General features: G+C 44.9%; 21 protein-coding genes, 1 other RNA gene and 1 pseudogene. 13 read left to right on the top strand and 10 right to left on the bottom strand.

Annotated features, from left to right (window positions below):
* The first annotated feature begins 27 nt into the window (after window positions 1-27).
* The 4 genes from AC5ELV_RS02570 (at window position 28) to AC5ELV_RS02555 (ending at window position 4,399) form a co-directional block, all read left to right on the top strand.
* The gene (locus AC5ELV_RS02570) at window positions 28-651 is read left to right on the top strand and encodes a fumarylacetoacetate hydrolase family protein (protein ID WP_493429009.1); all 624 of its coding nucleotides are present in this window, start codon (window positions 28-30) and stop codon (window positions 649-651) included.
* 209 nt (window positions 652-860) lie between these two features.
* Window positions 861-1,667: a DUF92 domain-containing protein gene (locus tag AC5ELV_RS02565; protein WP_493429008.1), complete on the top strand. Its 807-nt coding sequence runs from the start codon at window positions 861-863 to the stop codon at window positions 1,665-1,667.
* An 82-nt stretch (window positions 1,668-1,749) separates the two neighbouring features.
* On the top strand, window positions 1,750-2,328 hold the full coding sequence (locus AC5ELV_RS02560; RefSeq protein WP_493429007.1) for a TetR/AcrR family transcriptional regulator: 579 nt from the start codon (window positions 1,750-1,752) through the stop codon (window positions 2,326-2,328).
* A gap of 121 nt (window positions 2,329-2,449) precedes the next feature.
* The gene (locus AC5ELV_RS02555; protein ID WP_493429006.1) at window positions 2,450-4,399 is read left to right on the top strand and encodes an ABC-F family ATP-binding cassette domain-containing protein; all 1,950 of its coding nucleotides are present in this window, start codon (window positions 2,450-2,452) and stop codon (window positions 4,397-4,399) included.
* A gap of 256 nt (window positions 4,400-4,655) precedes the next feature.
* Here AC5ELV_RS02555 and AC5ELV_RS02550 read toward each other — a convergent pair whose 3' ends face one another.
* From AC5ELV_RS02550 to AC5ELV_RS02530, 5 genes are all read right to left on the bottom strand, one after another.
* Window positions 4,656-5,693 carry a M42 family metallopeptidase gene (locus tag AC5ELV_RS02550; protein ID WP_493429005.1) on the bottom strand — a complete coding sequence of 346 codons (1,038 nt, stop codon included), beginning with the start codon at window positions 5,691-5,693 and terminating at the stop codon, window positions 4,656-4,658.
* Window positions 5,694-5,706: 13 nt separating this feature from the next.
* The gene (locus AC5ELV_RS02545; protein ID WP_493429004.1) at window positions 5,707-6,129 is read right to left on the bottom strand and encodes a LapA family protein; all 423 of its coding nucleotides are present in this window, start codon (window positions 6,127-6,129) and stop codon (window positions 5,707-5,709) included.
* Between the two features lie 56 nt (window positions 6,130-6,185).
* Window positions 6,186-7,982 (bottom strand): oligoendopeptidase F, encoded by a 1,797-nt coding sequence (pepF, locus tag AC5ELV_RS02540; RefSeq protein ID WP_493429003.1) that lies wholly within the window; start codon window positions 7,980-7,982, stop codon window positions 6,186-6,188.
* A 199-nt stretch (window positions 7,983-8,181) separates the two neighbouring features.
* A complete protein-coding gene (locus AC5ELV_RS02535; protein WP_025715827.1) occupies window positions 8,182-8,370 on the bottom strand; it encodes a hypothetical protein in 189 nt (62 codons plus the stop codon).
* A gap of 7 nt (window positions 8,371-8,377) precedes the next feature.
* On the bottom strand, window positions 8,378-8,611 hold the full coding sequence (locus tag AC5ELV_RS02530) for a hypothetical protein (protein ID WP_013309704.1): 234 nt from the start codon (window positions 8,609-8,611) through the stop codon (window positions 8,378-8,380).
* Window positions 8,612-8,784: 173 nt separating this feature from the next.
* Here AC5ELV_RS02530 and AC5ELV_RS02525 point away from each other — a divergent pair, with 173 nt between their 5' ends.
* The 5 genes and pseudogenes from AC5ELV_RS02525 (at window position 8,785) to AC5ELV_RS02505 (ending at window position 12,208) form a co-directional block, all read left to right on the top strand.
* Window positions 8,785-8,982, top strand: coding sequence for a cold shock domain-containing protein (locus AC5ELV_RS02525; protein WP_013309706.1), 198 nt, complete (start codon window positions 8,785-8,787; stop codon window positions 8,980-8,982).
* 254 nt (window positions 8,983-9,236) lie between these two features.
* Window positions 9,237-9,569 (top strand): annotated as a pseudogene (locus AC5ELV_RS02520) (MATE family efflux transporter); the annotation flags it as partial.
* Window positions 9,570-9,806: 237 nt separating this feature from the next.
* A complete protein-coding gene (locus AC5ELV_RS02515; RefSeq protein ID WP_493429002.1) occupies window positions 9,807-10,886 on the top strand; it encodes a tetraprenyl-beta-curcumene synthase family protein in 1,080 nt (359 codons plus the stop codon).
* A 23-nt stretch (window positions 10,887-10,909) separates the two neighbouring features.
* On the top strand, window positions 10,910-11,881 hold the full coding sequence (gene pfkA, locus AC5ELV_RS02510) for a 6-phosphofructokinase (protein WP_493429001.1): 972 nt from the start codon (window positions 10,910-10,912) through the stop codon (window positions 11,879-11,881).
* A 117-nt stretch (window positions 11,882-11,998) separates the two neighbouring features.
* Complete coding sequence (locus AC5ELV_RS02505) at window positions 11,999-12,208, top strand: DUF3906 family protein (protein ID WP_013309710.1); 210 nt, start codon at window positions 11,999-12,001, stop codon at window positions 12,206-12,208.
* Here AC5ELV_RS02505 and AC5ELV_RS02500 read toward each other — a convergent pair.
* The 4 genes from AC5ELV_RS02500 to AC5ELV_RS02485 form a co-directional block, all read right to left on the bottom strand.
* On the bottom strand, window positions 12,205-13,575 hold the full coding sequence (locus AC5ELV_RS02500; protein ID WP_493429000.1) for an MATE family efflux transporter: 1,371 nt from the start codon (window positions 13,573-13,575) through the stop codon (window positions 12,205-12,207). The genes AC5ELV_RS02505 and AC5ELV_RS02500 overlap by 4 nt on opposite strands.
* A 196-nt stretch (window positions 13,576-13,771) precedes the next feature.
* Window positions 13,772-14,950, bottom strand: a complete 1,179-nt coding sequence (locus tag AC5ELV_RS02495) for a putative glycoside hydrolase (RefSeq protein ID WP_493428999.1) — start codon at window positions 14,948-14,950, stop codon at window positions 13,772-13,774.
* A gap of 217 nt (window positions 14,951-15,167) precedes the next feature.
* Complete coding sequence (locus AC5ELV_RS02490; RefSeq protein WP_442434261.1) at window positions 15,168-15,356, bottom strand: hypothetical protein; 189 nt, start codon at window positions 15,354-15,356, stop codon at window positions 15,168-15,170.
* 172 nt (window positions 15,357-15,528) lie between these two features.
* The gene (locus tag AC5ELV_RS02485; protein WP_493428998.1) at window positions 15,529-16,350 is read right to left on the bottom strand and encodes a YitT family protein; all 822 of its coding nucleotides are present in this window, start codon (window positions 16,348-16,350) and stop codon (window positions 15,529-15,531) included.
* A 325-nt stretch (window positions 16,351-16,675) separates the two neighbouring features.
* On the opposite strand from AC5ELV_RS02485, the gene cshA reads away from it, so the two are divergent.
* From cshA to AC5ELV_RS02465, 4 genes are all read left to right on the top strand, one after another.
* Window positions 16,676-18,265, top strand: coding sequence for a degradosome RNA helicase CshA (gene cshA, locus AC5ELV_RS02480; protein ID WP_029516709.1), 1,590 nt, complete (start codon window positions 16,676-16,678; stop codon window positions 18,263-18,265).
* A 223-nt stretch (window positions 18,266-18,488) separates the two neighbouring features.
* Entirely contained in the window at window positions 18,489-19,250 is a 762-nt protein-coding gene (locus AC5ELV_RS02475) for a YesL family protein (protein ID WP_029516710.1), read from the top strand.
* Between the two features lie 58 nt (window positions 19,251-19,308).
* Window positions 19,309-19,503: non-coding RNA, 6S RNA (ssrS, locus tag AC5ELV_RS02470), on the top strand.
* Window positions 19,504-19,712: 209 nt separating this feature from the next.
* Window positions 19,713-20,105, top strand: a complete 393-nt coding sequence (locus tag AC5ELV_RS02465) for a DUF1499 domain-containing protein (RefSeq protein ID WP_013309718.1) — start codon at window positions 19,713-19,715, stop codon at window positions 20,103-20,105.
* A 92-nt stretch (window positions 20,106-20,197) separates the two neighbouring features.
* Here the strand turns inward: AC5ELV_RS02465 and tpx are convergent, their stop codons facing one another.
* The gene (gene tpx / locus AC5ELV_RS02460; protein ID WP_023988020.1) at window positions 20,198-20,716 is read right to left on the bottom strand and encodes a thiol peroxidase; all 519 of its coding nucleotides are present in this window, start codon (window positions 20,714-20,716) and stop codon (window positions 20,198-20,200) included.
* Window positions 20,717-20,725 lie beyond the last annotated feature (9 nt).

The raw sequence follows: 20,725 nt of genomic DNA, 5'->3' as shown, positions 1-20,725 counted from the left end.
CATACGCGGGAAGGGTGAAGGGTCGTAATGAACGTGGATATTCGTAATGTTTACTGTGTTGGGCGCAATTATAAACTGCATGCGGAGGAGCTGGGTAATGAGGTTCCCGTAGAACCGATGATTTTTTTGAAGCCGTCTCATGCGGTTGTGCCGCTGGATGGCGCCACGCTGGAGCTTCCGCAGGGGCAGGGTGATATTCATTTTGAGACTGAGCTGGTTGTAGCTGTAGGACGTAAATACGAACCAGGCATGTCCGCAGATACGTGTCTGAACGCATTTGCATTCGGCATCGATTTTACCCTGCGTGATGTACAAAGTGTTCTCAAGAAAAAAGGCCATCCATGGACCGCCGCCAAAGGCTTTAAATCGTCTGCTCCCGTGACACCATTCCTGCCTTTAGAAAAATTGGACATGCTGGAGCAGCAGGATTTTTCCTTGCTCAAAAATGGACAGGAAGTGCAGCGTGGACATGTCAAGGATATGATTTTTTCTATTCAGCACATCGTTGAATATATAGCGACTCATTATGGGTTGGGTGAAGGAGATATTATTTTTACAGGTACTCCAGCAGGAGTAGGGCCTACAGCAAGCGGGGATCGCTTTGAGCTTTTCTGGGGGAGTGATCGTCAGGGAAGCTTCACCATCGCATAAATTTGTGAACGGCACCTATGAAGAGGAGTAAAAAAGGGAAGTTCTTGGTGGTTGGGAAGTAAAGAGCGATTCCCGTAGATAAGCATTGTGAAGGCCGTGTCCTGTGCCAAAGCATGGGACACGGCTTTTATATAAGCGTAGAGCGTTGTACAATAATATACAGAACGAAACATGAAAACGGAGATTCATTTCAAAAGCGGAGGTATATCATGGACTGGATCATCGGATTGCTTTGTGCTGCTGTGGTGGCCGGAGCTGCATATTATAAAAAATCCTTAACCTTATCTGGCTTTGCCGCGGCTGTACTGATGGGAACTGTATATTATGGGGCGGGTAACCTGTTCTGGTTCGGCACATTGCTCTTGTTCTTTATCACGTCGACCCTCTTGTCGAGGTTCAAAAAGGAGCGCAAGGCTGAGCTGGAAAAATCGTATGCCAAAACCGGCAACCGGGATGCAGGCCAAGTATGGGCCAATGGGGGATTGGGTATGCTGTTATGCCTGGGTTATGCGATATGGCCCCATGTTACGTGGCAGCTGGCTTTTGTCGGTGTCATGGCTACGGTCACATCCGATACGTGGGCAACGGAATTTGGCAGCCTGAGTCGTAGACCACCCCGTTCGGTGCTTAACGGGAAGGTGCTGGCACCCGGAACCTCAGGAGGAGTATCTGTATTGGGAACGGCTGCGGCCTTGGCTGGGGGTGTACTGATCGGCATAGGTGCATGGGGCTTTGGACATGCCATAGGAACGCCGAGCTTGCCGTTTTGGCTGTGGGCACTGGTTGGAGGTATATCGGGTAGCGCCGGGGCCTTTGCTGATTCCTATCTTGGTGCTACGGTGCAAATGATGCGTTCCTGCACGGTTTGCGGACGGGAAGTAGAAGTAAACTCACATTGTGGACAAACGACGGTCTATGTGCGAGGCTGGCGTTGGATGAGTAATGATCGGGTGAATAGCATTAGTTCTATTTTCGGAGGATTGGTCGCTCTTGCAGGTGTTTTTTTAATACTCTGAACACGGGGCTGGAGAACGTTACAAGGAAATAAATGTTATAAGAATTGACCGTGTTTCAATCCTTGTATAAGGAGGTGCTGAGATGGGCGATATACACGGAGATAAACATGAAGCTATTTTGGACGCCGCATACACAGTCTTTGGCACCAAAGGCTTTTATGAAAGCAAAATTTCCGAGATTGCAGAACAAGCAGGAGTTGCCAAAGGCACAGTATACTTGTACTTTAAAAGCAAAGAACAGCTATTTACAGCAGTCACACGTAGAGATTGCGAGCAATACCTAGCCGAAATGAAAGGTGCATTAATCAATCGTACTTTGGGAGAGGGACTGCTACGGATGGCGAATTTGCATCTGCACTACTATTTCAAGCGCAAGCAGCATACTAAATTATTTTTTATGACCCCCAACAGTGACCCCGATCTAATGGAGTTTATGTGGGGATTTATTCAGGGCTATACTGATTTGGTCAAAAATAAACTGGCGTCAGAGGGTGTACAGCAGTCCGAGTTTCATGCGAAGGCATTCATTGGTATGTTGGAACGCCTAAAAATGGATATTTTATTGAATAAAGATTTCCGTGAATGTGACGTGGATCAGACGGCTGAACTAGCAGCGAACTTATTTATGCATGGCTGTAAAGCCGGAATACAAAAATCCTGACATCTTATTGCTAAGAAACCGTACTGAATTCGTTCAGGTAACGGTTTTTTTAATCATTGGCTGTGTCTGTGTTAAAATAAACAGGATGCATCACAAAATTGGGGAAGAGTAGGGAATCCGTATGAATATTATGACCGTTGAACATATAACGAAAAGCTATGGCGAGAAAATGTTGTTTGAGGATGCTTCCTTTGGTATGGATGAACGTGACAAAATAGGAGTCGTCGGTGTAAATGGCACCGGTAAATCAACGTTTTTACGGGTAATTTCCGGCTTAGAGCCGCCAGATGATGGCAACATTGCAGTGAACAACGATGTGCGAATTCAGTATCTAGCACAAAATCCAGAGTTTGATCCTGAAATGAAGGTACTCCAGCATATTTTTCATGGCAATCAGCCTGAGATGAAAGCGGTCCGGGAATATACAGAAACCATGGAGTTGTTGGATTTAAATCCCGGTAGCGAGGAACTTCAAAACCGTCTATTGCGAGCAAGTCAGCAAATGGATACGTTCCAGGCATGGCAGCTAGAGAGTGAGGCCAAAAATATACTTACCCGACTGGGGATCACCCAGTTTGAGTCTCGTATGGGCGTTCTATCTGGCGGGCAGCGTAAGCGGGTGGCCTTGGCGGCGGCTTTGATCCAACCCTGCGAATTGCTCATTCTGGACGAGCCTACAAACCATATTGATAACGAGTCCGTTGAATGGTTGGAGCAGTATTTGCAAAAAAGACGTGGTGCGTTGTTAATGATCACGCATGATCGCTATTTTCTGGATAGAGTTGCAAATGTCATGCTGGAGCTGGATCATGGCCGCCTTTTCCGTTATGAGGCTAACTATACCCGTTTTCTGGAGCTGAAGGCAGAACGTGAGGAGCGGGAAGCGTCTACGGAACAAAAAAGGAAGAACCTGCTGCGTAATGAACTGGCATGGATTCGCCGTGGAGCAAAGGCTCGTTCCACCAAGCAGAAAGCGCGTATTGACCGATATGAGCAGCTTAGGGATCAGCAACCGGAAGCTCGTTCTGGATCTGTAGATATGTCCGTCGCCTCCACACGTCTGGGTAAAAAGATCTTGGAGATCGAGCATTTGTCCAAATCGGCAGATTCCCGTAAGCTGATACAGGATTTGAGCTACATTGCGGTTCCTGGTGATCGTGTTGGTATCCTAGGTCCTAACGGTAGTGGGAAATCCACTCTGCTCCAAATGATTGCCCAGCATATAGAACCGGATTCCGGCAACGTTGTGCTGGGACCGACGGTGAAGCTTGGCTATTTTACTCAGGAACATCAGGAAATGAACGAATCATTACGTGTTATTGAATATATTAAGGAAGAAGCTGAAGTGATTCGTACAGCAGACGGTTCGACGATTACAGCTGCACAAATGCTGGAGCGATTCCTGTTCGCACCAAGCGCGCAATGGACGGTTATTTCCAGACTGTCCGGGGGTGAAAAACGGCGCTTGTATCTGCTTCGTGTTCTGATGTCGGCACCGAATGTGCTATTGCTGGATGAACCAACAAATGATCTGGATATTCAAACCCTTTCCGTTTTGGAAGACTATCTGGATGAATTCCCGGGCGTGGTATTTATTGTTTCTCATGATCGCTATTTCCTGGATCGAACAGTGGACAAAATACTGGCGTTTGAAGGGGATGGACAGGTACGTGTACATGTAGGCGATTATAGTGAGTATGCAGAATGGATCAGTAAAAATGCTCAATCTTCTGTGAATACGTCTGTCTCGACGAGTACGGCTTCCTCGAATCGCTCTTCCGCGCCTAAGTCTGCGGGTCCTTCCGATTCAGTCAAGGAGACAAGTAAAACCAAGCTTAAATTCACCTTTAAGGAACAGCGGGAATATGAGCAAATTGATGAGCTGATTGAACAAGCCGAACAGAAGTTGGCCGACATTCAGCGGCAGATGGAAGAGTCTTTCAGTGATTCAGCACGACTACAGGAGCTCATGGCTGAGCAAGCGAAGGCCGAACAGCATTTGGAGCACCAAATGGAACGCTGGACCTACCTGAATGAGCTAGCCGAGCAGATTGAACAAAGTAAATCTTAAAATACAAAAGCAAGTTACCATTCAGAGTGGGGCTTGCTTTTTTTATCGAAATATTAATGCGTTTTTCATATTAAGGGTATGTGAATTATATATTTCTAATATTAAATTACAGTGGGTATAATGGGTTGCATATGGAGGGGAGGAATTGAAAATGGAATAAGGCATTAACCATCAGACTGCCAGAGGCTGATCTACCTTTCACTAAGCCTTCACCGACCTATTCTCCAGTGGAACAGGTCGGTTTTTATCGTTCGAATTAAACTGTCACATAAGCTGCAAGCAGACGTGCAGTGTTCACCACGGCCTGTTTGTGCGTGCGCTCCATTGCATGGGAGGCGTGTACGCCAGGGCCGATCAACGCAGCACGGATGTTATTACCTGCTCTTAGTGCGGCCGAAGCGTCCGAACCGTAGTGCGGATAAATATCTACCGCATGCGGAATATTCAGCTCTTTGGCCAGCTCAATTAGACGAGTCGTCATAGTATAGTCGTAAGGCCCGGAGGAATCTTTAGCACAGATGGAAACATCCGTTTCCTTGCAGCTCAGATCTTCACCCATACAGCCCATATCGACAGCTATCATCTCACTGATTCCTTCAGGTATGTAAGCCGCTCCGTGCCCCACTTCCTCGTAGTTGGAAATGAGCAATTTTACGGTATGTCGAGGCTTCCAGTTTCCATGTACAGCAGATTCCAGTAAACCAAACAGCGCAGCTACACTAGCTTTATCATCCAGATGCCGTGACTTGATAAAACCACTCGGTGTTACGACTGGACGCGCATCGAACGAAATAAAATCGCCCACCGCAATACCGAGCTGAAGCACGTCTTCTTTTGACTCGACAAGCTCATCAATGCGAACCTCCATATGGCTCTCCTTGCGCTCAAAGCTCCGTGCATCATCATAGACGTGCACAGATGGATGGATGGACAGAATAGTGCCCGTATACGTTTGTCCGCTTCTGGTATGAATAAGGCAGTATTCGTTCTCAATACTGTTCATCATGAAGCCGCCGACGGATGTCAGACGTAGGGTGCCTTGTGCTGTAATTGAACGCACCATTGCGCCCAATGTATCCACATGTGCGCTCAGCGCCACCGTACGGTCCATTTCCTGACCTTCCAGAGTCAAGATGGCACCGCCTTTTGCATTCCATTCTATTTGTACTCCGAGGCTTTCCGCTTCTTTACGAATCAGCTCCATCACATGGTGTGTATACCCACTGGGACTGGGTGTGTTCAGTAGCTGATTTAAAAAGTTCATCATATAATTCTCATTTAATTGAATCGTCATTTGTTGCTCCTCCTCATTTGGACAACCGATCAGAGTTAGAGGACGGTTGCTCTATATCTTGGTCGGATGTAGACCCTGTGCTGGAAGAACCAGTCGTGTCATAGGTCACATCCGCGTTTGCTTCCGCCGTGGATGTGTGCTCTTCTTGTAGTGTATGAAGCTGAGTAGTCAGACGTTTAATCTCTCTCTGAAGCCTATATTGGCGGAAAATACCGAAAGAACCGACAATAAGTCCACCTAGAAGAGTGCAACCGAGAATAAGCAGAATCAAAGGAATGCTAACCATACTGAATAGAAGGTTCACTTGAACCGAATTCACATTAATAACAGCAAATACAGCCGTTAACAAAGCAATAACAAGAGCTGCGATCAAAGACCATTGTGTTTTCAAAATGCCACCTCCTCCCGTTACATTATAAAATCCCTTGCCCGCCATGGACAAGGGATTTATCCGTGCATCATTTCAATGCTGGATTTTAAGTGCGCACGGTTTTACTTTCCTTCAGTTAGCTTTTCCATTTCCGTAATGACTTCTTCGAATACGCTCATCGCTTCGCGAATCGGCTGCGGAGAGGACATGTCAACGCCAGCTTTTTTCAAAATATTGATTGAATAATCACTGCCCCCGCTCTTCAAGAAGCCCAAGTAACGGTCAACGGCTGGCTGGCCTTCTTCCAGAATCTGTTTCGAGAAACTGGTTGCTGCCGAGAAGCCAGTAGCATATTTGTAGACGTAAAAACTGTTATAAAAATGAGGGATTCGTGCCCATTCCATTTCAATGTCTTTATCTACCTTCATGCCAGGCCCATGGTATTTCACATTCAGATCATAGTAAATCTCTGATAAAAGCTGCGGTGTAAGGGATTCCCCCTGTTCAGCGCGTTCATGTACAATTTTCTCAAATTCCGCAAACATGGTTTGACGGAATACCGTTGTGCGGAATTGATCTGCATAGTAGGTGAGAAGGTACATTTTCTCTTTTGGATCGGTTGATTTGTTCAGTAGGTAGTCCATTAGCAACGCTTCATTGGTTGTGGATGCCACTTCAGCCAGGAAAATAGTGTACTGTGCATCTCTATATTTCAATGCGTTGTCTGAATAGTACGAATGCAACGCATGCCCCATTTCATGAGCAAGTGTGAACATGCTGTTCAGGTTATTTTTATGGTTCAGCAGCACATAGGGGTGGGTACCATAAGCTCCCCAACTGTATGCACCCGTACGTTTGTTTTCATTTTCGTATACATCAATCCAGCGCTCATCATAGCCTTTTTGCAACGAAGCCAGATAGTCTGCGCCCAGTGGCTTAAGGCCTTCCTTTGTTTGCTTTTTGGCGTCTTCATACGTAATGTCCATCTTGTATTCGTCCACAAGCGGAGCGAACAAATCATACATATGGAGTTCATCCACACCTAACAACTTTTTACGCAGCTTCATGTAACGATGGAGCAGGGGCAAGCTTTCATGAATGGTGTCAATGAGATTCGTATACACTTCCTTCGGAATATTGTCACCGTATAGTGACATTTCCAGTACAGAAGGGTATTTGCGAACACGTGAATAAAAAATATTTTTGTTTACATTGGCACTTAGCGTAGAAGCAATTGTATTTTTATTTTTGGCATACGTGTCATATACCGCTTTAAAAGCACGTTCGCGTACTTCGCGGTGCGGACTTTCGAGAAATTGAATGTAGCTGCCATGAGTCAGCTCAACCTCTTTGCCGTTCTCATCCTTAATTTTTGGAAACTTCAGATCAGCATTGTTGAGCATGCCGAAAATCGTTTGCGGGGCTTGAGCCAGATTGCCAACCTGAGCGAGCAGAGCTTCTTCTGTTTTGCCCAAAACATGTGCTTTTTCCCGCTTCATTTCTTGAAGGGTGAACCGATAATCTGCAAGCTTCGGATCTTCAATGAAGGCATCGAGCTGATGATCCGGCAGTGCCAAAATTTCAGGTGTCACAAAAGAAAGAGACTCGCTAACCTCAACGCCTAATTTTTTGGCTTTTTGCGAGAGACCCTGGTATGTAGGTTCAGCTGTATCCTCATCATGATGCAGATGTGCGTACACATATACACGCTCGGTTTTGAGCGACAATTCATCTTCCAATTTAAAGCAGTTGCCAATCGATTCTGCTGAATTGAGCTTGCCTTGGAATTGTTCAGCCTTTTTGGCTAGTTGTTTGACTTCTTCGTATTCTTGATCCCATGCTTTGCGGTTGGGAAACAAATCTTCCAGTTTCCATGTATTTTCCACTGGCGCATCAGCGCGTTTTACAATTTCACTCATGGAGAGCCTCCTCTGATCGAACGTAATGTGGGGTAGGGCTGCGGCAGTAAGGGACGGATGCCAAAACGAAGAAACCGCCACGCTTACCGTAAGCAGCAGGGCAAGAGGTTTTACAGGATGCATGTAACGGCAGATCCTCCTTATACCATGGCTTGTTATGCCATAGTATGACCTCTTACGCCCGAAAGTATAATTTTCCTTACTGTGGGTTGGAACCTATATTTAATAAGCTGTATACAATGAGATAAAAGGCAAGGCAAACCATGATTACAGCAGTGAGGGCCATCCACTTTTTGAGAGGAGTCGGTATCGTATCACGCTTCATGATCAGCACTCCGCCCAGCGTGAAGGCCAGAATAATGAAGATGAGATAGCTGTTGGACACCATGAATAGGCTAGACCTGTTTGAAAGCGTTCATGATCCGCTGCCACTCTTCCTCATTATCTTGAAAGGACTGCTTGGGAAACCTATTTTGAGCCCAATGCATCAGCGCCGGACGGCTTAAAAACGTGTGGGCTTCCTCGCCCCAATCATCGGATATTTCCCGTAGAACGATGTAACGGCCCTGCACCTCGACAGTCATCATGTTCCAATTGTCTTTTTTGTATATTTCGTGTTTTTTCATCATATGCATGTCTCCGATTTTATAGATGTTTTGGTTCATGATACCGCAGTTTCCGCCGCAAAAGCAAATCATTCCAGCCCAAAAAAACCGGAAAAACATCAATTGCATTGTGAAAAAGCATGAAGTATAATATGGATATTCGCCATAGATGGCGGTATTTTTAGGAGGTTGTTCACTTGAAAGGTACAGTTAAATGGTTTAACGCAGAAAAAGGTTATGGCTTCATTCAAATGGATGGTGGCGAGGACGTATTCGTACATTTCTCCGCAATCCAAGGCGACGGCTTTAAAACTTTGGAAGAAGGTCAAGCGGTTGAATTCGAAATTACTGAAGGTAACCGTGGACCCCAAGCAGCTAACGTAATCAAACTGTAAGTGTAACTGAATTGTAAGAATGGTTCCGTTTCTACGGATGTCTTATATATTACGGTTAAACTATGAATTGAGAGCGCAGTTCCTTAAATTTAAGGAACTGCGCTTTTTTGCGTAAATACGTTTATGATATGAGAAGATTGAGCAGGAATAGGGTGTTATACGTAATAAAACTAGGCATAAGACATTTTAAATTGAAGGAGTTGAGAAAATGAGTGCAGCAGATGCTAGTCGTAAGCCTTCCCTGATTGAAGGCCGGGGCATTGGAATTGGGAATGCGGATTAATATGATCACCTTGTGGTCTTTTGTTATATTCGGTGTTACCAATGTCATTACAGGTGTTGTTCGATCAACGGGTTCCGTAATGATACCGCTTTTAATTACCATTATTTCATTATGGGGCATTCGTATACCTTTGGCCTATGCATTTGTCGATAAGTATGGTCTAGATGCTATATGGTGGAGCTTTCCTGTTGGTTTTGCTATCTCTGCTGTAGCAGTCATTTTCTATTATGCTTTCGGGAAATGGAAGCAGGCAAGTATGGGAGAGGGACTCCAAGGCGTGAAGCCAGCAGAGGATAAGGGATAGGTAGGTCATTTATACTATTTGCGATTAAAGTCTTATAAGGATAGATTTTGTGTAACTCCTATTTTCGACTAATTAAACATTACATGTATAAAGTCTTTTTGTAAGAAAAGCTCATTTTTCTTGAATTTTAAAGAAAAAAGTGAGGTTGTTCATTTGTGCTAAAAGGACGATCATATTATAATGGATATGGTTTGGATAGGTATAATTACGTAGACAACAATGTGGAGGCACCGTCATTTGAGTTATGTTGAGCAAGGACGTTATCAAGTACCGAGAGGCCCCATAGGTCTAATGAGCCGAATGTACAAGCACATTCTCCCTGAAACGAAACAAGAATTGAGTAACTGGAAGAGCAAGGCCGAACAAATTCCGGACCCTGAGCTGCGAAGCCAGGCGCTTGCGAGCATAGCGGATAAGACGTTTCACTGCGTGGGTGGGGCGGTTTATGCCGCAGCCAATATGTCTGCCCGACAGACGCTAATTCCGCTGATCGTAGCGTATCAGACTATTAGTGATTATCTGGACAACCTGTGTGATCGCAGTACGTCCATGGACCCGGATGATTTCAGGCTGCTGCATCAGGCTATGCTGGATGCGGTTAATCCGACGGCTAGGCCAGTGAATTATTATGAGTTGCGTCGTGAGCAGGAGGATGGCGGTTATTTGACTGGGCTGGTGACAACCTGTCAGTCTTGTGTAAGCAGGCTTCCGGGCTATGAGGCGGCAATGCCTTACGTTCAGGATTTGGCGCGATTATACACGGATTTGCAAGTATACAAGCATATTAAACCCGAGCTGCGGGAACAAGCGCTTTTGGACTGGTGGTCGCTTCATAAAGACCGTACACCAGAGTTGCGTTGGAATGAGTTTGCAGCGGCTACCGGTTCAACTCTGGGGGTCTTTATGCTGTTTCTTGCTGCCAGCGACCAGCATCTGACAGATGCGGGGGCTGCCTCAATACATGCATCGTATTTTCCACATGTGTGCAGTCTTCATATTTTGCTGGATTATCTAATCGATCAAGACGAAGACCGGAAGGGCGGAGATCTTAACTTTTGCAATTATTATGAAGATACCGACATGATGCTAGACCGGATCGCCTACGTTGTGAATCGGGCGCGGGCTGATATTGCAGATGTCCCTGCCAGCTCCTTTCACCGGATGATTATCGAGGGATTGCTGGCTTTATATTTATCCGACCCTAAAGTTAGCGAGCAGCAAGACGTTCGCGCTGTTTCGAGACGTTTAATGAAAAATAGTCCGCTCATGCGTTTATTTTTCTTATTAAACAGTCGATGGATAAGAAGGCTTATATGATTATTTTGAGGAGGTCATAAACCATGACAGCAGTTAAGAAAATTGCAGTATTAACAAGTGGTGGAGATTCACAAGGGATGAACGCGGCAGTTCGCGCCGTCGTACGCAGCGGATTGTATTTTGGACTGGAAGTATTCGGGATTCAACGTGGTTATCAAGGCCTTTTGAACGACGATATTTTTCCAATGGATCTGAGAAGCGTCGGAGATATTATCCAACGTGGGGGTACTGTACTTCAATCTGCAAGATGCCTGGAATTTACGACTGAAGAAGGGCAGAAAAAAGGCGCGCAAATTTTGCGTGACCGTGGGATTGACGGCGTAGTCGTGATTGGTGGAGACGGTTCCTACCAAGGAGCTAACAAACTGACCAAGCAAGGCATTAAAACCATGTGTCTTCCGGGTACGATTGACAATGACATTTCCTTCACGGACTACACGATTGGTTTTGATACAGCGGTTAGTATCGTAGTGGACGCAATCAACAAGCTGCGTGATACAATGTCATCTCATGAACGTTCTTCCATTGTTGAAGTTATGGGACGTCATTGTGGTGATATTGCTCTGCATGCGGGTCTGGCTTCTGGCGCAGAAACAATTTTGGTGCCTGAGGTAGAATTTGACCTGAACGAAGTTTCCGATCGTATGAAACAAAATTTCAAGCATGGCAAGCGCCACAGTATTATTATCGTTGCGGAAGGCGTAGGCAAAGGCGAAAATGTAGCACAGGTAATCCAAGAAAACTGTCCGGATTATGAGCCTCGTGTTACAGTGCTTGGACACATCCAACGTGGCGGCACACCAACAGCGTTTGACCGCAACCTGGCGAGTCGTTTGGGTGACTTTGCTGTTCGCCAATTGATCGAGGGCATATCTGACAAGGCTTGCGGAACGATCGACGGTAAGTTGGTAGCTACAGATATTGATAAGGTTGTAAATACCAAAAAAGATTTCAATATGGAGCTTTATGAGCTGGCCTTGCGTTTGTCCCAATAATGAGAGCCTTTTACGTACAGTAGATCGGTTCTGATATTGGAAAAGATCAAAATTATGCGGATGACCCGAGTCATCCGCTATTTTTTAGCTTTGAGTCCTATCAGGAGGTAGTCATACATGTACCTATTCAAAATCGAAGTGGACAGTTCGGAAGGAGCGCTGACCGTCATTCTCGCTGCTGAAAATGAAGAACAGGCATTTGAGGAGATTGAACAACATGTGGAGAGACACTTTCTATATCCTCCCAAGCTGAACGAAGTGGCTATTGTGGAGAAAAAACGAATAACTTTAGGCGCAGCATATGTAATCGAGACACGCAAAGGCTAAATAGCCTCTGCGTGTTGTTTTTTTTCGGTGAAACGACGTTGTACTCTCACTAGGCGCCAGAGAAGTAAAATAGCGCCTACTGCCAACCCTGTAATCAAACCGATCCAGTAGCCGTAGGGCCCCAATGAAGTCCAGCGTGCCAGTATATATCCTACAGGAAGCCCAATGACCCAATAGGAGAGGAATGTGAGCAAAAAGGCTGGATTGACATCTTTATACCCGCGTAGCGCTCCTTGTGTGGGGGTAGCGACAGCATCGGATATCTGAAAGAAAATCGCATAGATTAGAAAATGTTGTGCCAATTGAATGACCTGCGGATCGGTGGAGTAAAGTCGAGCGACCTGTTCACCCCAGATAAGCAGTACAATAGCTGTAATCAGTGATAGTCCTACTGCGCTGCTGATACCCATTACACTATAAGCTCTGGCATCTCGCGGACGTTTAGCTCCTGTTTCATAGCCGACTAAAATCGTAAGTGCCATACAAATGCTGAGTGGAATCATATACAACGTAGATGCAAAGTTCATGGCGGCCTGATGAGCGGCTATGGTAGCTGTATTATAGCTACTCATGAAGAGAGTGACGGCTGAAAAGACGGCAGTCTCAAAAAATATTGCAAATCCAATCGGTACTCCAATCTTGATGAGCTCTTTCAAAGCACCAGCAGCAATCCAGTATATTTTGCTGAAGATTCGGTATTCGGCAAATATTTTTCCGCGATGCGCAGTGATACCGGCGACCAGCATGATGATCCAGTAGGTGGTTGCCGTTGCCACCCCGGAGCCCACACCCCCTAGACGCGGAAAACCCCAGTTTCCATAAATAAGTAGATAGTTCAACAATACATTGATGGGCAACGACATGAGCGTGATTAACATCGTAAAGCGGGTTTGTCCCAATGCATCCATAAAGCTTCGGAGCACAGTGTAGGCAAATAGAGGAACAATGCCAAAGGCCATCGCACAAAGGTAGTACAGGGCCACATTATGAACTCTCAATTCCAAATTCATACCGTTCAAAATAGGTTTGACTAAAATAATGCCAGCAACCATAACGACCATAGACAGGGCGAGGGAGAGCCAAAGTGCTTGGATGACATAGTAGGAGACTTTATTTTTGCGCTGTGCTCCTACCAATTGAGATACAATGGGCGTGATAGCCATAAGTATTCCATTAAGGCCTGTTTGCACAGGGACCCATAGGCTTACTCCAATGGCTACTCCAGCCAGATCGGCAGGGGAAAAGTGTCCCGACATATTCGTATCGAAAAAAGTCATGGCAGATAGTGCAAGCTGGGTAATCAGGATAGGGAGCAAAATGTAGACAAGTTGCTTCCATTTCTGCCCCGTTGTTAGTGTCAATTGCATATTAGTTTTCCTCATTTACTAGGGATTGATTATTTGTATATATCATAACATGTAAGTATTTATTGTAAGGGATACCGCTACATTTGAACAGTAATAAAAAAGACTGCACCCGTTCGCCAAACAACGGGACAGCCTTCGAAATAATTATATAATTTCTAAATTTTGTATAAGAGAACGAGAAGTCCGGAGAGATAAATTATTTGTAAGTTACTCCGCTTGAATAGCGGTTTGAGGCATTCCAGAGTAAATATTCATCCACTTTCATATCCTTAAGCGCTCGAAGTTGGTCCTCTACTTGAGTTTTTCCATACTTAGCATAATGTCCGCTTCCTAACCAACTTGCAGTAAAATCCTGGATCCAAGGACGAATAATTGGTTTTAGCTTGCCCGTCGGATCGAGCTTTTTGTGTGTATCGGCCATGGAGCCTTTAATTGTCTGGTAGGGATTCTTATCAGGGTCTTTTACGCCGAACCAGCCTGTGGTGTAGTGACTTGGATAAACCATGGGTGAAATGACATCCACATTTTCGGAGATTTTAGTGAAATCCTGTCCGATTCCCTCCGCAGCAGGAACGGATGCGGCATATCCGAAAATATCTACGGATACTCGTACACCTAATGGAGCAAGCTCTTTTCGGGCATATTGTACGAATTCAGCGACTGCATCCGAGCGGGATTGATCTGATTTGGTATATTTCAGCTTGTCTGCTCTTTTCTCAAAGCCTTCGGGGAAACGTACATAGTCAAATTGAATTTCCTTAAAACCAAGTTTGGCTGCTTCCTTAGCGATGGCTATATTATAATTCCATACTTCTTTATTATAGGGATTGACGAACCCGTCTCCCTTGCCGTTTTTCCAGACAGAGCCGTCAGGATTACGGAAAGACATCTCGGGATTTTTGTTGGCCAGTACCGTATCTTTAAATACGACAATACGAGCAATCGGGTAAACATCATGCTTTTTCAGTCGGTCCATCAAACCGGAAATATCCCGAATGAATTTTTGCGGCTTGCCCAATTTGAGCAGATCGGGATTGGTCGTTGGATAAGTGATGTAACCTGCATCGTCTTTAATATCAATAACCATGGAATTGAGCTCTGTCTTGTCAAGCAGTTCAAGCAGCTGGGTCATACGTGAACCGCCTGCGCTATAAGCCGTGACATAGATGCCCTTGATAGCAGGAGTCGTCGGTTGTGGGTCAATTTTAACCGGAGGATTGGAGGCATCCACCTTCATTTTATTGTGCTGAGCCTGAATCATGGCGCTGCTAATTGTTGTTGCCACCGTATCTTTTACATTTGGAGCGTTGGCTGACTGATCCCCGTTTCCACCGATCCCCATCGCCAATAGCATAATTGCCCAGATCATATTCATTTCCTAACTCTCTCCCTTATGTATGTCGCTTACCTGATTATACGTAAAGTTATGTATCGAAAAAACAACACGCTTGTAACCAATACTGGAATCATCAGGCACAGTCTTACATGATTAACCCAACCCGTGTTCATTGAATCCATAAAAATGCATAAATAATGCCGCTCTCTTCGCGGTTGTAGAAGCAACCGGAAGAAGCGGCACTTGGTAAAGAAATTTATTGAAGATAATTATTGTCTTGATGCTCGCAAATACTGTACTGAATAATTTCTAGCGCATCCGTTGGCTTGAGTATGGACATTCCGTCCCGAAGCACAATCATCGAGTTCAGCTCATTCTTTTTGAGAGAAGGGAGCATTTCCGGGTACCATCTTAAGACAATGTCGGACAGTTTTACCGTTTCCATTTCCACAAAAATCACCCTTTCCTGCTCGGAATCATTCCAAAAGAATCATTCAATACGATTCGGAAAAGCAAAGTGCCTGTGAAATAGCAGGTAAAGCTGGTCTTTATATACTATGGGAACAGCGCACATATAGTGTACCATAGAAACTGTATTTTGACACTTGGGTTTGTGCTTATCTTCGGCGAAATGAACCCATCACCCCAACCGTTTCCACAATATTGACAAAAGCTGAAGGGTCCACTTCTTTAATGATCCGTTTTAATTCAACTAGCTCGTAGCGTGTCGTGACAGTCATCAGCATGTCCTTCTCGGTATGTGAAAATGCGCCTTCAATTTTTATTTTGCTAACACCGCGTGGTGTGGTCAACATCCGTTCCAGTAGCCTGTCGGTGTGCCCTGTAATAATGTAGACGGTGATCTTCGTATGACTGACATAGATTTGATCCAACACTTTGCCAGTCACAAAAATAGATAGCATCGAGGCAAGTGCAATATTCCAATCATCGTTCAAATATCCTGCTGCAAGAATGACCAGTCCATTCATGCCAACAAGTACAGTTCCTACGGGGAAGTCACGATAACGAGTGACGATGGACCCGATAATGTCAAAACCGCCCGTAGACCCTCCTACCCGAAAGGAAATTCCTGCTCCAACGCCGATCATCACCCCACCAAAAACGGAGGCCAGCAGGGGATCCGACACGACAGATTGTACCGGCACCCAGGCCAAAATCCACGTTGTAACGACAACCGATAAAATGCTCAGACTAATAAAACGCTTGCCTAAAATAAACCAGCCTGCAATAAGCATCGGGATATTGATAATAAAATACATCGCGCTGATATCAAATTTTGTGAAGTAGCCGATCAACATGGAAAGCCCAGCTACTCCACCGCTCAGCAAGTGGTGTGGCACGAGAAACAGATTAAAACCGCATGCAATGGCAGCGGCTCCAAGAATGACAGTTAAGCAGTTTAACACCATTTTTAACAACTTATTTTCACCTCATTTAAATTATACGGGAAGCAACTTGCTGGTATTCATGAATTGTTCTGTGCTATAATGCGATGTGGATATTCTTGAGTAGGGACCTATGTCCAGAGAAACACTTAAAATTTAAACTGTTTTAAAAAGGATAAATTCGTTTAAGATGTATCGGATAGGTTCCCCAAATTCATTACAGAAAGATGCAGTTATAGGTCTAAATAAACTGTCACTGTATTGGGGAAAACTTATACAATAATATCGCTACTTAAGAATACAGACAACATTGTGGATTGTCCACCACATCCACCATTAAGAAGGAGTTTGAATAAATTTGACGACATTTGCAGAATTTGATCTTGAACCGAAAGTAATTCAGGCGATTACAGAACTGGGTTTTGAAGAAGCAACACCAATTCAATCGCAATCCATCCCGATTGCACTACAAGGCAGAGACATGATTGGCCAAGCCCAAACAGGTACTGGTAAAACTGCTGCGTTTGGTATTCCGCTGATCAACAAAATTTCTAGAAGCGACGAAAAAATCAGAGCCCTGATCATGGCACCAACACGTGAGCTAGCTATCCAGGTAGCTGAAGAAATCGAAAAACTCTCCCGTTTCAAAGGTCTTCGTACTTTGCCAATCTATGGTGGACAAGATATCGTACGCCAGATTCGCGCTTTGAAAAAGAAACCTCAAATTATTATTGGTACGCCAGGACGCTTGCTTGACCATATTAATCGCAAAACCATCAAGCTGGAAGATGTAAACACAGTTGTTTTGGATGAAGCAGATGAAATGTTGGATATGGGTTTTATGGAAGATATTCAATCCATTCTGAAGCAAGTTCCAGACGAGCGTCAAACGATGCTTTTCTCGGCTACAATGCCTCCTAATATTAAAAGATTGGCTGAGCAATTCCTCAAAAATCCTGAGCATGTTTCAGTTATTCCTAAACAAGTTAGTGCTCCACTGATTGATCAGGCCTATATCGAAGTTCCTGAGCGTCAAAAATTCGAAGCATTGAGCCGTTTGATCGACATGGAATCCCCAGAACTTGCTATCGTATTTGGCCGTACCAAGCGTCGGGTAGACGAGCTGGCTGAAGCTCTGCAAAAACGCGGATATTCTGCAGACGGTTTGCATGGTGACTTGTCTCAAAACCAACGTGATGCTGTAATGCGTAAATTCCGTGACGGAAGCATCGATGTGCTCGTGGCGACTGATGTAGCTGCCCGTGGTTTGGACGTTTCCGGCGTAACTCACGTTGTTAACTTTGACCTTCCGCAAGATCCAGAAAGCTATGTTCACCGTATTGGACGTACTGGACGTGCAGGTAAAGAAGGGGAAGCTTGGTCTTTCGTAACGCCTCGTGAAATTGACCATTTGCACTTTATCGAACGTGTAACTCGTCACCGCATTCCACGTAAGCCGCTTCCAACGTTGGCTGAAGCTTTGGAAGGCAAACAACGTATCATTGCTGAACGTCTCCTAGAGGCTGTAGAAAGCGGTGAGCTGAACGAGTATAAAGGTTTGGCTATTCAAATGCTGGAGCAATATGATTCTGTACAACTTCTCTCCGCAGCTCTGAAGCTGATGACTGGTGAGAAGAGAGAAGCATCGATTGAACTGACTCCAGAAGATCCGATCCGTGCAAAACGACGTAAACCAGACGTGCGTTCTGGCGGTCGCAAGCCTTCCAACTACAGCGGTCGCAGCAACGGTGGTTACAATTCCAACCGTTCTGGCGGTAGCGGCGGTAGTGGAAGCAAAGGTGGATATGGCGGTTACAACCGTGGCAAAGAAGGCGGTGGCTACAACCGTGATTCCGGAAGCCGCTACAGCGGAGATCGCAAACCGCGCCCGAGCAGCAATGGAGAAACTCGTCGTCCTGCAAGACGTGAAGATTCCTCTTCCGAATAAGAAATGAAATAATGAAAAGTCGAAGCAGATGAAGCTTCGGCTTTTTTGTTATGATTGAATCAGTATGTATGAACCTTTTAGCAATCTACTTTAATGAGGCACTTATTGATTTCACTGGCGCATTAGGGCTGAAATACGGTATGATATAGCCAAGAGCCGGAATTTATAGGCATAGCAACATGAGTCTTGGAACTGCCAAGGCTTGCGGAGGGAGAGACTGACATTGGAGTTTAAAGGAGCTATGGGTGGTATTTACCGCCTGACCGAGTGGATTACCCGACTGGCGGCTACAAATTTGTTATGGGTGTTATGTTCGTCGCCTTTTGTGTTCTGCCTCATACTGAAACTACTTGTAATGAATCAGAATTTGGCTAATGAATCTTTACAAATGAATTGGGCGATGGCTGTTTTGGCACCGCTTACTTTATTTCCAGCCACATCGGCTATGTTCACAGTGGTTCGCAAATGGGTAATGGGGGATACCGATACAGGCGTGTTTCGTACCTTTTTTAAAGGGTACAAAGAGAACTATAAGCAGAGTCTGATCGGGGGTATCTTTTACACGTTATTGTTTGTCATCATGTATGTGGATTATACCGTATATATGACACAACTCAGCAACTTGCAAATCGTGGGCGTAATTATGCTCATTCTTATTATTATTTTGCTTGTGTCTATGTTTAACTTCTTTTCGATGGTGGCTCATTATCATATGTCCACCGGACAAATTATTAAAAATGCGGTTTTACTGACGCTGATTCGACCATTCCGTGTATTTTCCACCATGCTCGGCAGCGCTGTTGTTATATTTATCGGAGTCAAATATCCGGTGCTTTTCCTATTCTTCATCGGCAGCGTGGTTGCCTGGTTCGCTTTCTTTAATTTTTACGGAACATTCCTCAAAATGCAGGATCAAATGGAAAAGATGAAGCAGAAAGATGAAGATACGGCAAGCATTGAAGACAAGAAAAGTGATAACCTCTAAAAATAAAACATATTTCTCCTAGCATTTACTTTCTGAGTGAGAAGCGCTATAATAAGGTCACATCCTGCGATGCACGTTACGGTCATTTGTTGTTTTGAACCAATGACAATGTCTAGGGAGATCTATACGGATGAATAGCTGAAAAGCCCTGTCAATTCCTGACAAGGGGACTTCAAAAGTTTATTCTGCGGTCACCCACCTGCTAAAGCAGGTTCAGAAGACGCTATGGTCGGACGGCATCGGCGGGTACTCCAAAGATAACGAATACACTCTGTTCATGCTTCGTGCAGAAACAGGGTGTTTTTTGTATGCAACAATGTTAAACTAAGACATGAGGTACTAAGGTCGCATACCACAGGTATGGTCGGTTAACTTTTGTTGTTTAACGTTTTATAAAGCGCTTGCAGCAAAAAAACCGATGTGCTGCATTATGGCAACGATTATCGTGAAGGAGGAAATGTCTTGTCGTTGAAGAGGACTCTGGTAGGGATTGTGCGCAGCCAAGAAGGTACAAGCGACCGGGTCAAGGACCCCCAAATGAAGACACGCTATTATAACTTATCGAGAGACAAGGCTTGGGAAGAAGTATCATCTATTTTGAAAAAAATTCCTGGCTACAAGGTACTCCATGAGGTAGCATCCGTAGGTGAGATTACGTTAGAGAAGCGAACGGCATTCGGTAGAACTGTCGACATTACCGTTTCTATATTGTCCGTCTCGCCAGTTCGGAGTGCAGTGGATATTTATTCTGCTTCACGCGGATCGCTAGGGGACTTGGGCGCAAATTACCGCATCATTTTGCAACTGTTCGCTGTGATTGACAAGAAGCTGTCTGCTCATAAGGTCGTGCAGTGATTGTAAATGTGTGAGCAGTGATGTGGCAGACAAACGTCAAAAAAAGCGAGGAAGGCAACCCTTCACTCGCTTTTTTAATACGCAGTCTTGATTTAGACGAGTTTTTTCACTGCTGCAATCGCTTGATCATAGTCAGGGTGTTCGGACATTTCGCTCAAGTATTCTACGTAAGCAATTTTGTCATTTTGATCAATCACAAAAATAGCTCTATGATCCAAATGGAATTCTTTGATGAACACACCATAAGCTTCGCCGAAGGAATGATCCTTATAGTCGGACAGTGTCAATACGCGGTCGATACCGGCAGCACCACACCAACGAGCTTGAGCGAAAGGCAGATCGACGCTGACAGTCAGCACCACGACTTGATCCCCAAGGGAATCAGCTTCCTGGTTAAAACGTCGAGTCTGTGCGTCACATACGCCTGTATCCAAAGAAGGAACAACACTGATCAGTTTGACTTTGCCTGCAAAGTCTTGGAGCGTAGCTGCTTCTAGCAGGTTTTTCTGTAATTTGAAATCAGGTGCCTGGTCTCCAACCTTCAGTTCAGGACCTAAGAGTGTCAAAGGATTGCCTTTAAAAGTAGCAGCTCCTGTACGTTCTTGTGCCATATGTAATAG

Source organism: Paenibacillus sp. NMA1017 (assembly GCF_058895805.1).
Note: the sequence above shows the minus strand (reverse complement) of the source record. Positions and strands in the feature narration are given on the sequence as shown.